Origin of the sequence: Telluria aromaticivorans, assembly GCF_013003915.1 — a bacterium.
GTDB classification, from domain to species: Bacteria; Pseudomonadota; Gammaproteobacteria; order Burkholderiales; family Burkholderiaceae_D; genus Telluria; species Telluria aromaticivorans.
On the sequence record NZ_JABAIV010000001.1, the window covers coordinates 880,030 to 892,998 of the forward strand.

General features: G+C 62.3%; 12 protein-coding genes. All 12 read right to left on the reverse strand.

Going from position 1 to position 12,969, the window contains the following annotated elements:
• Positions 1-3 precede the first annotated feature (3 nt).
• The 12 genes from HGB41_RS04040 to nuoE all read right to left on the reverse strand — a co-directional run bounded on the left by HGB41_RS04040 (position 4) and on the right by nuoE (position 12,958).
• Positions 4-561, reverse strand: coding sequence for an NUDIX domain-containing protein (locus HGB41_RS04040; RefSeq protein WP_171081286.1), 558 nt, complete (start codon positions 559-561; stop codon positions 4-6).
• 158 nt (positions 562-719) lie between these two features.
• Entirely contained in the window at positions 720-1,061 is a 342-nt protein-coding gene (locus HGB41_RS04045) for a DUF2818 family protein (RefSeq protein WP_171081288.1), read from the reverse strand.
• Between the two features lie 4 nt (positions 1,062-1,065).
• Positions 1,066-2,580, reverse strand: coding sequence for an NADH-quinone oxidoreductase subunit NuoN (nuoN, locus tag HGB41_RS04050; RefSeq protein ID WP_229422713.1), 1,515 nt, complete (start codon positions 2,578-2,580; stop codon positions 1,066-1,068).
• A 6-nt stretch (positions 2,581-2,586) separates the two neighbouring features.
• A complete protein-coding gene (locus HGB41_RS04055; RefSeq protein WP_171081290.1) occupies positions 2,587-4,086 on the reverse strand; it encodes an NADH-quinone oxidoreductase subunit M in 1,500 nt (499 codons plus the stop codon).
• Between the two features lie 26 nt (positions 4,087-4,112).
• Positions 4,113-6,206, reverse strand: coding sequence for an NADH-quinone oxidoreductase subunit L (gene nuoL, locus HGB41_RS04060; protein WP_171081292.1), 2,094 nt, complete (start codon positions 6,204-6,206; stop codon positions 4,113-4,115).
• Positions 6,207-6,242: 36 nt separating this feature from the next.
• On the reverse strand, positions 6,243-6,551 hold the full coding sequence (gene nuoK, locus HGB41_RS04065; RefSeq protein ID WP_171081295.1) for an NADH-quinone oxidoreductase subunit NuoK: 309 nt from the start codon (positions 6,549-6,551) through the stop codon (positions 6,243-6,245).
• The gene (locus tag HGB41_RS04070) at positions 6,548-7,237 is read right to left on the reverse strand and encodes an NADH-quinone oxidoreductase subunit J (RefSeq protein WP_171081297.1); all 690 of its coding nucleotides are present in this window, start codon (positions 7,235-7,237) and stop codon (positions 6,548-6,550) included. The genes nuoK and HGB41_RS04070 overlap by 4 nt, the downstream gene beginning before the upstream one ends.
• Before the next feature lie 20 nt (positions 7,238-7,257).
• Positions 7,258-7,746: an NADH-quinone oxidoreductase subunit NuoI gene (gene nuoI, locus HGB41_RS04075; protein WP_171081299.1), complete on the reverse strand. Its 489-nt coding sequence runs from the start codon at positions 7,744-7,746 to the stop codon at positions 7,258-7,260.
• 9 nt (positions 7,747-7,755) lie between these two features.
• The gene (gene nuoH, locus HGB41_RS04080; RefSeq protein ID WP_171081301.1) at positions 7,756-8,838 is read right to left on the reverse strand and encodes an NADH-quinone oxidoreductase subunit NuoH; all 1,083 of its coding nucleotides are present in this window, start codon (positions 8,836-8,838) and stop codon (positions 7,756-7,758) included.
• Positions 8,838-11,168: an NADH-quinone oxidoreductase subunit NuoG gene (gene nuoG, locus HGB41_RS04085; protein ID WP_171081302.1), complete on the reverse strand. Its 2,331-nt coding sequence runs from the start codon at positions 11,166-11,168 to the stop codon at positions 8,838-8,840. Before nuoG ends, nuoH begins: the two co-directional genes overlap by 1 nt.
• A gap of 21 nt (positions 11,169-11,189) precedes the next feature.
• The gene (gene nuoF, locus HGB41_RS04090; RefSeq protein ID WP_171081305.1) at positions 11,190-12,485 is read right to left on the reverse strand and encodes an NADH-quinone oxidoreductase subunit NuoF; all 1,296 of its coding nucleotides are present in this window, start codon (positions 12,483-12,485) and stop codon (positions 11,190-11,192) included.
• Positions 12,482-12,958: an NADH-quinone oxidoreductase subunit NuoE gene (nuoE, locus tag HGB41_RS04095; protein ID WP_171081307.1), complete on the reverse strand. Its 477-nt coding sequence runs from the start codon at positions 12,956-12,958 to the stop codon at positions 12,482-12,484. The genes nuoF and nuoE overlap by 4 nt, the downstream gene beginning before the upstream one ends.
• Positions 12,959-12,969: the final 11 nt, after the last annotated feature.

Here is a 12,969-nt window from a genome sequence, read left to right on the forward strand (position 1 = left end):
TTTTCAGGCGGGGTTCCAGCTGCCGGCTAAAATCTTCTCGAGCCAGAAAGTACCGATGATGGTTTTCACGTCGGTGATCTCGCCGCGCTGGACCATGTCGAGCAGCTCGGGTACGGTGGCCGTAAAGGTCTCGAGGAATTCTCCATCGTCGAGCTGTTGCTCGCCCTCGGTCAGGTCTTCGGCCAGGAACAGCTCGAGGTGTTCGTCCGAATAGGCGATGGCGTTGTGGATGGTGCAGACGAAGCGCCATGTGGCGGCCGTGTAGCCGGTTTCTTCTTCAAGTTCGCGCCTGGCGCAATCGAGGTGGTCTTCGCCCGGGTCGATTTTACCGGCCGGGAATTCGATGAAGACCTGGCCATTCGGATAGCGGAACTGGCGTTCGAGCAGCACGCGCCCATCGGGCAGCAACGGCAGGATCACGACCGCGCCGGGGTGGCGGATTAATTCGCGGTGGGAGATCGAGCCGTCGGGCAGGCGCACCTGGTCGCGTTCTACCTTGAGGAAGGGGCCGTCGTAGACGATGCCGCCGTCGATGCGGGTTTCTTTCAATTCCACGGTCATGCGCACTCCGTTTCAAACATTATTGGGGAGATGACGACACGGCGCCCCGTAGGGTGGGCGGCTTCGCCGCCCGCGCGTTCAACGTGCGTGTGCTGATCGAAATGCGTGCCGGGCCATTCATACGCGGTTTGAACGCGCGGGCGGGAGACCCGCCCGCCCTACGGACGGCGTTTACGCAAATATCGAAACACGAACCCAGGAAACGCCAGCACCAGGAACAAACACCCGGTAATCGCATAAAACTCCCAGCCCTGCTTGAACACGCCACCGATACTGGACTCGAGCAGGCGCGCCAGGCCACCGACGATAAAGTATAAGACAATTAATTCGAGCAGGCGCAGCGGGAGGGACTTCGTGCGCGAGGAAGGAGACACTGCACCGTCAGCGGCGGCGCCGGCCTTGAGCGGAACAAGACCGAACACGCGCTCGGTGAGGAAAGGCAGGTTGGCGGCCGCGAGGGAGATCGCGACCACCATCCAGACAGCCAGGGAAGAATCCACTGGCTTATTTTGCGAGGGTTGCCTGCATGGCGCTGTAGCACACCGCCAGCAGCCAGCCCGGGATGATACCCAGCACCACCACGGCCAGGCCGTTGAGCGACATCACCACGCGCATGTCGGTTGCGGTGTGGATGGCGGCCGTATCCGCCGCGTCGTCGAACCAGATGGTCTTGACGATGCGCAGGTAGTAATAGGCGCCGATCAGCGAGAACATCACGGCGACGATCGCCAGCCACACCATGCCGGCGTTGGCGACGGCCTGCAGCACTGCCCACTTGGCCATGAAGCCGACCATCGGCGGCACGCCGGCGAGCGAGAACATCAGGATGGTCATGACGATCGCGAACCATGGGCTGCGCTTGCCGAGACCCTTGAAGTCCGAGATCAGTTCGGCTTCGTGGCCGGCACGCGCCAGCATCATGATCAGGCCGAAGCTGCCGACGGTGGTCAGCACATAGGTGATCATGTAGTACATGGCGGCGCTGTACGAAGAGGCGGCATCGCTGCTGTCGCCGTCGACCACGCCGGTCAACAGGGCCAGCAGCACGAAGCCCATCTGCGCGATGGTGGAATAGGCCAGCATGCGCTTGATGTTGGTCTGGGCAATCGCGGTGATGTTACCGAGTGCCAGCGACAGCACGGCCAGCACCATCAGCATCTGCTGCCAGTCGAAGGCGAAGCCAGGCAGCGCCTCGACCAGGATGCGGAAGGTCATGGCCAGGGTGGCCAGCTTCGGCGCACCGCCCAGCAGCAGCGTGACCGCGGTCGGCGAACCCTGGTAGACGTCCGGCACCCACATGTGGAACGGGACCGCGCCCAGCTTGAAGGCCAGGCCGGCGACGACGAATACGAGGCCGAACACCAGGATGGTCTGGTTGTTGCCCTTGTCGGCGGTCAGCTGGCCGATGGCGGTGATGTCGAGCGAACCGGTGGCGCCGTAGATCATCGAGATGCCGTACAGCAGGAAGCCCGAGGCCAGTGCGCCCAGGATGAAGTATTTCATCGCGGCTTCGGTCGACACGGCGTGGTCGCGGCGCAGCGCCACCAGCGCATATAGCGACAGCGACATCAGTTCCAGGCCCAGGTAGAGCGACAGCATGCTGTTACCCGAGATCATGATCATCTGGCCGAGCATCGAGAACAGCGCGAGCACGTAGAACTCGCCGCCCAGGTTACCGGACATCATGCCCCTGTCGCCCGAGTACTGGCGCGAATACACCAGGGTCATGGCGGTGGCGAGGTAGGTGAACAGCTTGAGCAAATTGCCCATCGGGTCCGACACGTACATGCCGCTGAAGGTGTACACCGTCGCGCCCGAATTGAAATCGGCGAACGAGAGCACGGCGCAGCCGGCGATGGTGAGCAAGGTCAGCGCGTAGGTCAGGTTGCGCTTGCCCTCTTTCAGGAACATGTCGATCAGCAGGATCGCGGAAGCCGCGACCAGCAGGAAGATTTCGGCATAGACCGGCACCAGATTGGTGTCGGCCGCCGTGAGCAGGGTGGAGTTCATTTCGTTCATGGCGTTTTATTGAGGCACTTTGCTGACTGCGACATGCTGGAGCAGATCCGAGACCGACACCTGCAGGGTTTCTGCGATCGGCGCCGGGTACAGGCCCATCCACAGGGTGGCGATGGCCAGCACGCCCAGGATGGCGAACTCGCGGCCATTCAGGTCGGTCAGTTCGGCGACATTCTTGTTGCCGACCGGGCCGAACACCACGCGCTTGACCATCCACAGCGAGTAGGCGGCGCCCAGGATCAGTGCGGTGGCCGCCAGCAGGCCGGTCCAGAAGTTGAACTCGACCGCACCCAGGATGACCATGAACTCACCGATGAAGCCCGAGGTGGCAGGCAGGCCGGCATTGGCCATCGAGAACAGCACGGCGAAGGCAGCGAATTTCGGCATCGTGTTGACGACCCCTCCGTAATCGGCGATTTCACGCGAGTGCACGCGGTCATAGAGCACGCCGATACACAGGAACATCGCGCCCGACACGAAGCCGTGCGAGATCGCCTGCATGATGCCGCCCTGCACGCCCATGTCGTTGAAGATGAAGAAACCCAGGGTCACAAAACCCATGTGGGCGATCGACGAGTAGGCGACCAGTTTCTTCATGTCCTTCTGCACCAGGGCCACGAGGCCGATGTAGATCACGGCAATCAAGGAAAGCACGATGACGACCGGCGCCAGGTAGTGCGAAGCGTCCGGGGTGATCGGCATCGAGAAACGCAAGAAGCCATATGCGCCCAGCTTCAGCATGATCGCAGCCAGCACCACGGAACCGCCAGTCGGCGCTTCCACGTGGGCATCCGGCAGCCAGGTGTGCACCGGCCACATCGGCACCTTCACGGCGAAGGCCATGAAGAAGGCGATGAAGATCAGGATCTGCTCGTTCATCGTGAGCGGCAGCTTGTGCCATTCGAGGATGTCGAAGGATCCCGAGGCGTTGTACAGGTAGACGATCGCGACCAGGGTCAGCAGCGAGCCGAAGAACGTGTACAGGAAGAACTTGAATGCTGCGTAGACCCGGTTCGGGCCGCCGAAGACGCCGATGATGATGTACATCGGGATCAGGGTGGCTTCGAAGAAGAAGTAGAACAGCAGGCCGTCCATCGAGGCGAACACGCCGATCATCAGGCCCGACAGGATCAGGAAGGAACCCATGTACTGGCCAACGCGCTCGTCGATGACTTCCCATGCCGCCAGCACCACGATGATGGTGATGAAGGCGGTCAGCGGGATGAACCACAGCGACAGGCCGTCGACGCCGAGCTTGTAGAACACATTGAAGCGCTCGATCCACGACGCCACTTCATAGAACTGCATGCCGTGGGCGGCATTGTCGAAGTTCATGATCAGCGGCAGCGTCGGCAGGAAGCTGACGACGGCGCCGATGAGGGCCAGCATGCGCGTCAGCCCCTTGTTGGATTCGCGTCCGATCGCCAGGAGACCCAAGCCGAAGACGATCGGGAGCCAGATCGCGAGGCTCAGGTAAGGAGGAAATGTAGAAATTGACTGCATCATTTTTCGCTTTTCTTATCTTGGCCTGATTAACCGCGCCAGAACGGGAAGAAGTACAGCAGGGTCGCCAGCACGCCAGCGATCATGAAGAACGCGTAGTGATAGATGTAACCCGTCTGGAGATTGCGCACGACGGTCGAGAACCAGCCGACCAGGCGTGCGGAACCGTTGACCAACAGGCCATCGATCAGGCCGCGGTCGCCGACCTTCCAGAGGCCACCGCCGACGGCGCGGGCGCCGCCTGCGAAGACTGCCTGGTTGAACTTGTCCATGTAGTACTTGTTGTCCAGCAGGGTGTGCAGGAACTTGAACCTGGCATAGAACCAGGCCGGCACGCGCGGGTTGACCATGTAGCAGTAGTAGGCGGCGACGACGCCAGCCAGCGCCAGCCAGAACGGTGCGGTCTGCAGGCCATGGATCGCCATCGCCGCGGCGCCGTGGAATTCTTCGCTCAGGGTCTTCATGGCAGTGTGGTTCTCGCCGACGAAGATCACGTCCTTGAAGAAGTCGCCGTGCAGCATCGGGCCGATCGCCAGGTAGCCGATGATCACCGAAGGAATCGCCAGCAGGATCAGCGGCAGGGTCACGACCAGCGGCGACTCGTGCGGCTTGTCGCCAGGCTGCAGGCCATGGTGGTGATGGTCGTCATCATGATGATCAGCATGCGTTTCGGAATCGCTGTGCGCTTCCTCTTCGTGGTGCGCGTCCGAATCGTGCCCTTCGCTGTGCTTGACCGGATGGTTCCAGCGCGACTCGCCATGGAAGACCATGAAGTACATGCGGAACGAGTAGAAGGCCGTGATGAACACGCCTGCCAGCACCGCGAAGTTGGCGAAGCCTGCGCCCGGGATGTTCGAGGCGTGCACCGCTTCGATGATCGAGTCCTTCGAGTAGAAGCCCGAGAAGAACGGGGTACCGATCAGGGCCAGCGAGCCGAGCAGCGACGTGATCCAGGTGATCGGCATGTACTTGCGCAGGCCGCCCATGTTGCGCATGTCCTGGTCGTGGTGCATGCCGATAATGACCGAACCGGCGCCAAGGAAGAGCAGCGCCTTGAAGAAGGCGTGGGTCATCAGGTGGAACACGGCCACCGAATAGGCCGAGGCGCCCAGCGCGACGGTCATGTAGCCCAGCTGCGACAGGGTCGAGTAGGCAACCACGCGCTTGATGTCGTTCTGGATGATGCCCAGGAAGCCCATGAAGAGCGCGGTGATCGAACCGATGATGATCACGAAGCTCAGCGCGGTGTCCGACAGCTCGAACAGCGGCGACATGCGCGCCACCATGAAGATGCCGGCGGTGACCATGGTCGCGGCGTGGATCAGTGCCGAGATCGGGGTCGGGCCTTCCATCGAGTCAGGCAGCCAGACGTGCAGCGGGAACTGCGCCGACTTGCCCATCGCGCCGATGAACAGGCAGATACAGGCGGCGGTCAGCAGCGGCCAGCCGGTCCCGGGCACGGTCATGGCAGCCAGCGAGGTGCTCTGTGCGAACACTTCATCGTACTGCATGGAGCCGGCGGCAGCGAGCAGCAGGCCGATGCCCAGGATGAAGCCGAAGTCGCCGACGCGGTTGACCAAAAACGCCTTCATGTTGGCGAAGATCGCGGTCGGGCGGGTGTACCAGAAGCCGATCAGCAGGTAAGAGACCAGGCCCACCGCTTCCCAGCCGAAGAACAGCTGCAGGAAGTTGTTGGACATGACCAGCATCAGCATCGCGAAGGTGAACAGCGAGATGTACGAGAAGAAGCGGTTATAGCCTTCGTCCTCGGCCATGTAGCCGATCGTGTAGATGTGGACCATCAGCGACACCGAGGTCACGACGCACATCATCATTGCCGACAGCGTGTCGATCTGGAAGCCGACCGCCAGCTTGAGGCCGGCGACGTTCATCCAGGTGTAGATATCCTGGTTAAAGACCGGCGCGCCGTCGAGCACCGCCATCAGGGTCTGGACCGAGATGATCAGAGCGATCAGGACACCGAGGATGGTTGCCGTGTGGGAGACCTTGCGGCCGACCACGTTGCCGAAAAATTTCGTACCCAGCAGGCCGGCGATCGCCGAGCCTGCGAGCGGCGCCAGCGGCACCGCGAGCAAGAGTGTGGAATTGAGTTGCCCCGCCATGTTGAACCTTAGTCGTTATTGTTGTACCGAAACCCGTTAGCCCTTGAGGCTGTCGAGGTCTTCCACATTGATCGTGTCCAGGTTGCGGAACAGGACCACCAGGATCGCCAGGCCAATTGCCGATTCGGCAGCCGCGACGGTCAAAATGAAGAACACGAAGATCTGCCCTGCCGCGTCGCCCAGGTAGTGCGAGAACGCGATGAAGTTCAGGTTCACCGCCAGCAGCATCAGTTCGATGGCCATCAGCAGGATGATGATGTTCTTCCGGTTCAGGAAGATGCCCACGATCGAGATCGCGAACAGGATCGCGCCCAGGATCAGGTAGTGTGCGAGCGACAAAGTCATGGGTTCTCCTTCGGTACAGCTGGTGCTGGTGCTGGTGCTGCTGCGGCGGCGGCCTGGGCTGCTGCCTCGACCGATGCCGCATCGAGGGCGCGCTGGTTGACCGCGTCCATCTTCACGATGCGCAGGCGGTCGTTGCGCTTGGCGCGCACGGCCAGGCCCGGGTCGATGGCCTTGGTGTCCTTGCGCTTGCGCAGGGTCAGGGCGACTGCGGCGATAATCGCCACCAGCAGGATCACGGCGGCGATCTCGAAACCGTAGATGTACTTGGTGTAGATCAGCAGGCCCAGCTCCTTGGTGCCGCCGATGTTCAGCGCGGCGGCCTCGGCCGACAGCTCGGTCAGGTTGTAGGCGCGGTACAGGATAGCGCCCATTTCGAGCACGATCAGGGCGCCGATGGCCGAGGCCACTGGCAAATAACCCCAGAAGCCTTCGCGCATGCGGTCGACGTTAATGTCGAGCATCATGACGACGAACAGGAACAGCACCATCACGGCGCCGACATAGACCAGCACCAGCACGATGGCCAGGAACTCGGCTTTCAGCAGCATCCAGATGCCGGCCGCGTTGAAGAACGCGAGCACCAGGAACAGCGCGGCATAGACCGGGTTCTTGGTGGTGATGACTTGCAGCGAGGCCAGCACCATGATGGCCGCGAACACGTAGAACAAACCAGTAGTAAATTCCATGACTTGGAAGCCTCTTCTTATTAACGGTACTTCGCGTCCGCCTCGCGGGCGGCGGCGATGTCGGCTTCGTAGCGGTCGCCCACGGCCAGCAGCATCTCTTTGGTGTAATAGAGATCGCCGCGCTTTTCGCCGTGGTATTCCAGCACGTGGGTTTCGACGATGGAGTCGACCGGGCAGGACTCTTCGCAGAAGCCGCAGAAGATGCACTTGGTCAGGTCGATGTCGTAGCGCGTGGTGCGGCGGGTGCCGTCCTCGCGCTGCGCCGACTCGATCGTGATGGCCATGGCCGGGCAGACTGCCTCGCACAGCTTGCAGGCGATGCAGCGCTCTTCCCCGTTGGGGTAGCGGCGCAGCGCGTGCAGGCCGCGGAAGCGGTTCGACATCGGCGTCTTCTCTTCAGGGTACTGGACCGTGATCTTGCGCGACAGCGCATACTTGCCGGTCAGGGCCAGGCCCTTGAAGAGTTCGGTCAGCATGAGGCTGCCGAGGATTTCTTTCACTCGATTCATTTTTCTCTCTTACTTCCAGATGTTCCACGGCGTCTGCATCCAGCCTGCGACGAGAACGAGCCAGATCAGGGTCAGCGGAATGAATACTTTCCAGCCCAGGCGCATGATCTGGTCATAGCGGTAGCGCGGGAAGGTGCCGCGGACCCAGATCATCAGCGAGACCAGGATGAACATCTTCGCGAACAGCCAGAAGAAGCCACCAATCGCGCCAAACTCCAGGAAGGCGAACGGCGCCGACCAGCCACCCAGGAACATGATCGCGGCCAGCGTGGCGATCAGGATCATGTTGGCGTATTCCGCCAGCATGAACATCGCGTAGGACATGCCCGAATACTCGACCATGTGGCCGGCGACGATTTCCGACTCGCCTTCCACCACGTCGAACGGGTGGCGGTTGCACTCGGCCAGGCCGGAGACGAAATAGATCACGAACAGCGGGAACAGCGGCAGCCAGTTCCACGACAGGAAGTTCAGGCCCATGCCGGCGAAAGTACCGACCTGCTGCCCAAGCACGATGTCCGAGAAGTTCAGGCTGCCCGACACCATCAGCACCACGACCATCACGAAGCCCATCGGGATTTCGTAGGAGATCATCTGGGCCGAGGCGCGCATCGCGCCCATGAACGAGTACTTCGAGTTCGAGGCCCAGCCGGCGATGATGATGCCGTAGACTTCCATCGAGGTAATCGCCAGCAGTAGCAGCAGGCCGGCATTCACGTTGGCCAGGGCCGCGCCCGGACCGAACGGGACCACCGACCAGGCGGCCAGCGCCGGCATGATGGTCATGACCGGGCCGATCACGAACAGGCTGGTGGTGGCCTTGGTCGGGATCACGATCTCTTTGAGCAGCAGCTTGAGCGCATCGGCGATCGGCTGCAGCAGGCCGCCAGGGCCCACGCGGTTCGGGCCGACGCGGATCTGGATCCAGCCGATCAGCTTGCGTTCCCACAGGGTGGCGTAGGCAACCAGGCCCATCAGCGGCAACAGCACGCACAGGATCTTGATCACGGTCCAGATCACTGGCCAGACCGGTGCGATCGGGCTGGCGGCGCCGAACTCGTAAAAACTATCGATATAACCGGGCTGTGCCATTACTTGCCCTCCCCTGCTTTTTCTACATTGATTTCACCAAACATCGCACCGAGGGTGGCGACCGCAGGGTGGCCGGCGGCGACGCGCACTGCGTTCGACGGCAGGCGTGCATCCACGTTGGCGACCAGCACGGCGCTGCCCGAACCCTGCGAGACGCGCACGCGGTCACCCGCGACCACGCCCAGCTGCTCGGCCACCGCCTTCGACAGCGACACCAGCGGCGCATTCGCGTCGGCGGTGCGCTGCAGCGGCTCCGAACGGCGCGACAGCGCGTCGGTGAAATAGATCGGCACGTCGGTGACGCGCTCGAGCTGGCCGGCGGCGGCATAGCTGCCGGTCGACGGCGCCAGCTTGGCCACGTTGTTCAGCTTGCCCGAGTGATCGGTGACGCCCTTGCCCAGCGCTTCGTCGCGGATCGATTCCGAAGTGTCGTAATCGAAGCCGGTGAGGCCCAGCAGGTTGCCGAGCACGCGCAGCACTTTCCAGGCCGGGCGGGTTTCGCCGAGCGGCTTGACGGTGCCGTTGAAGCTTTGTGCACGGCCTTCGCAGTTGACGAAGGTACCGGCGGTTTCGCTGAATGGCGAGACCGGCAGCAGCACGTCGGCGAAGTCCATGCCGTGCTTGAAGGACGACATGGCGACGACCATCTCGGCGCCATCCAGGGCGGCGCGGGCTTGCTGCGGATTGGCCGCATCCAGCTCCGGCTCCGCGTGCAGCAGCACATAGGCTTTCTTCGGCGTGGCAAAGGCAGCTTCGCCCTTGCCGGTGGCGCCCACCAGGTAGCCGCCGACCGTGTTGGCGGCCTCGACCAGCGAGCCGAAGCTGCAGCCGGTCTGCTCGGCGATCCATTGCGCAGCGGCGTGGATCTTCGAAGCCTGCGGGTGGTGCGAGGCGGCGTTGCCGAGGAAGACAGCGCCTGGCGCATCGGTGCCGGTCAGCGAAGCGGCGATGGCCTTGGCGGCATCGCCGGCCTGCACGTTTTCGAAGCCCGATGGTGCAGCAATACCTTTGGCGCCGGCCACAGCCGAAACCACTTCCGACAAGGCAGCGAGCCACTCGCCTGGCGCAGCGATCAGCTTGTTAGCGACCGGCATCAGGAGGTCGTCGTCCGCGCCCTGCAGCAGCGAAAGCTTGGCACCGCCCTTGACGGCGGTGCGCAGGCGGGTCGTGACCAGCGGGTGATCCTTGCGCAGGAAGGAGCCGATGACGAGCACGCGCTTGAGCTGCGAGATGCCGGTGATCGGCATGCCCAGCCATGGCGTGACCTGGCCGTCCAGCGAGAAATCGCTCTGGCGCAGGCGGAATTCGACGTTGTCGGAGCCAAAGCCGCGCATCGCCTTGTTCAGCAGGTAGAGTTCTTCGACGGTCGAGTGCGCGGTGGCGACGGCGGCGACGCTGTCGGCGCCGTGCTCGTGACGGATGTTGCGCAGGCCGTGGGCCACGTATTCGAGCGCGGTCTGCCAGTCGGTTTCCTGCCACACGCCGCCCTGCTTGATCATCGGGTTGACCAGGCGGTCGGCATTGTCCAGCGCCTCGTACGAGAAGCGGTCTTTATCCGAAATCCAGCATTCGTTGATGGCCTCGTTTTCCAGCGGCAGCACGCGCATGACCTTGCCGCCCTTGACCTGGACGATCAGGTTGGTGCCGAGCGAATCGTGCGGCGCGATCGACTTGCGGCGCGACAGCTCCCAAGGCCTGGCCGTGTAGCGGAATGGCTTGCTGGTGAGCGCGCCGACCGGGCACAAATCGATCATGTTGCCCGACACTTCCGAGTCGACGGTCTTGCCGACGAAAGTCGTGATTTCCGAGTGCTCGCCACGGCCGACCATGCCGAATTCCATGACGCCGGCCACTTCCTGGCCGAAACGCACGCAGCGGGTGCACTGGATGCAGCGCGCCATCTCTTCCATCGAGATCAGCGGGCCGGCCTCTTTCGGGGCCACCACGCGCTTTTCTTCGTCGTAGCGCGAATTGCTCTTGCCGTAGCCGACCGCGAGGTCTTGCAGCTGGCATTCGCCGCCCTGGTCGCAGATCGGGCAATCCAGCGGGTGGTTAATCAAGAGGAATTCCATCACCGACTTCTGCGCCTGCACAGCCTTGTCGCTGTGGGTGCGCACGATCATGCCGGGCGACACTGGCGTGGCGCAAGCAGGCATCGGTTTCGGCGCCTTTTCCACTTCGACCAGGCACATGCGGCAGTTCGCTGCGATCGACAATTTCTTGTGATAGCAGAAGTGCGGAATGTAAGTTCCGAGTTTGTTTGCGGCGTCCATCACCATGGAACCTGGTGCGACTTCGACTTTCTTGCCGTCTAATTCAATTTCAACCATTTGATCGTTACCTGACCTGGTTTAAAGGTATGCGGGCACGAGACAGTGCTTGTGCTCGATGTGATATTCGAATTCCTCGCGGAAGTTCTTGATCATCGCTTCTACTGGCATCGCGGCTGCGTCACCCAGGGCGCAAATCGTGCGGCCCTTGATGTTGAAGGCGATGTTGTTCAGCAGGTCCATGTCTTCCGGACGGCCCTTGCCGTTTTCAATGCGGTGCACCATGCGGTACATCCAGCCGGTGCCTTCACGGCAAGGCGTGCACTGGCCGCAGGACTCTTCGTAATAGAAATACGAGAGGCGCAGCAGCGACTTGACCATGCAGCGGGTTTCGTCCATGACGATCACGGCGCCCGAGCCCAGCATCGAGCCGGCTTTCGCGATCGAATCGTAGTCGAGGTCGGTGTCCATCATGACTTCGCCGCGCACGACCGGCGCCGACGAACCGCCAGGAATCACGGCCTTGATCTTCTTGCCGCCGCGCATGCCGCCGGCCAGCTCCATCAGCTTGGCGAACGGGGTGCCCAGCGGGACTTCGTAATTGCCCGGACGCTCGACGTCGCCCGAGATCGAGAAGATCTTGGTGCCGCCGTTGTTCGGCTTGCCCAGCGCCATGTAGTTCTCGGCGCCAATGTTCAGCAGGAACGGGACCGCTGCGAAGGTCTCGGTGTTGTTGATCGTGGTCGGCTTGCCGTACAGGCCGAACGAGGCCGGGAACGGCGGCTTGAAGCGCGGCTGGCCCTTCTTGCCCTCGAGCGACTCGAGCAGCGCGGTTTCTTCGCCGCAGATATAGGCGCCATAGCCGTGGTGCGCGTGCAGCTGGAAGCTGAAGCTTGACCCCATGATGTTATCGCCCAGGAAGCCGGCGGCGCGCGCCTCTTCCAGCGCTTCTTCGAAGCGCAGGTATTCCGCGAAGATCTCGCCGTGGATATAGTTGTAGCCCACGGTGATGCCCATCGCGTAGGCGCCGATGGCCATGCCTTCGATCAGCGCGTGCGGGTTATAGCGGATGATGTCGCGGTCCTTGAAGGTACCCGGCTCGCCTTCGTCGGTATTGCAGACGAGGTATTTCTGGCCAGGGTACTGGCGCGGCATGAAGCTCCACTTCAGGCCGGTCGGGAAACCGGCGCCGCCGCGGCCGCGCAGGCCGGAGGCCTTCAGGTCGGCGATGATCTGTTCCGGCGAGATGCCTTCTTCGATGATGCGGCGCAGCGCCGAATAGCCGCCACGTTTCACGTAGTCGGCCAGGTGCCAGTTCTCGCCGTTGAGGTCCTTGAGGATCAGCGGATTGATGTGACGGTCGTGCAGGCTGGTCATTTGTTCAGTTCCTCAAGCAGGGCGTCGATCTTCTCGTCGCTCATGAACGAGCACATCTGGTGGTTATTCACCAGCATCACCGGCGCGTCGCCGCAGGCGCCCATGCACTCGCCTTCCAGCAGCGTGAACTTGCCGTCAGCGGTGGTGTCGCGGAAGCCAATGCCCAGCGCATCCTTGATGCGGTTGGCGGCGCGTTCGCCGCCCGACAGTGCGCATGGCAGGTTGGTGCACACAGTGATCTTGTGCTGGCCGACCGGCTTGATGTTGTACATGTTGTAGAAGGTCGCGACCTCCTGCACGGCGATCGCCGGCATGCCGATGTAGTCGGCGATTTCCTGCATGGTCTCTGGCGCCAGCCAGCCCAGTTCGACCTGGGCGTGGGCCAGCGAAGCCATCACGGCCGACTGGCGTTGATCGGCCGGATACTTGGCCAGCTCGCGATCGATTTTTTGGTAGCACTGCTGCGATAACATAGTTCTTTGTC

What these genes read in the sequence shown, in the direction of transcription:
- HGB41_RS04040 (WP_171081286.1), bottom strand. Translation starts at nt 561, where the DNA reads ATGACCGTGGAATTGAAAGAAACCCGCATCGACGGCGGCATCGTCTAC.
- nuoN (WP_229422713.1), bottom strand. Translation starts at nt 2,580, where the DNA reads ATGAACGAAATGAACTCCACCCTGCTCACGGCGGCCGACACCAATCTG.
- HGB41_RS04055 (WP_171081290.1), bottom strand. Translation starts at nt 4,086, where the DNA reads ATGATGCAGTCAATTTCTACATTTCCTCCTTACCTGAGCCTCGCGATC.
- nuoL (WP_171081292.1), bottom strand. Translation starts at nt 6,206, where the DNA reads ATGGCGGGGCAACTCAATTCCACACTCTTGCTCGCGGTGCCGCTGGCG.
- nuoK (WP_171081295.1), bottom strand. Translation starts at nt 6,551, where the DNA reads ATGACTTTGTCGCTCGCACACTACCTGATCCTGGGCGCGATCCTGTTC.
- HGB41_RS04070 (WP_171081297.1), bottom strand. Translation starts at nt 7,237, where the DNA reads ATGGAATTTACTACTGGTTTGTTCTACGTGTTCGCGGCCATCATGGTG.
- nuoI (WP_171081299.1), bottom strand. Translation starts at nt 7,746, where the DNA reads ATGAATCGAGTGAAAGAAATCCTCGGCAGCCTCATGCTGACCGAACTC.
- nuoH (WP_171081301.1), bottom strand. Translation starts at nt 8,838, where the DNA reads ATGGCACAGCCCGGTTATATCGATAGTTTTTACGAGTTCGGCGCCGCC.
- nuoG (WP_171081302.1), bottom strand. Translation starts at nt 11,168, where the DNA reads ATGGTTGAAATTGAATTAGACGGCAAGAAAGTCGAAGTCGCACCAGGT.
- nuoF (WP_171081305.1), bottom strand. Translation starts at nt 12,485, where the DNA reads ATGACCAGCCTGCACGACCGTCACATCAATCCGCTGATCCTCAAGGAC.
- nuoE (WP_171081307.1), bottom strand. Translation starts at nt 12,958, where the DNA reads ATGTTATCGCAGCAGTGCTACCAAAAAATCGATCGCGAGCTGGCCAAG.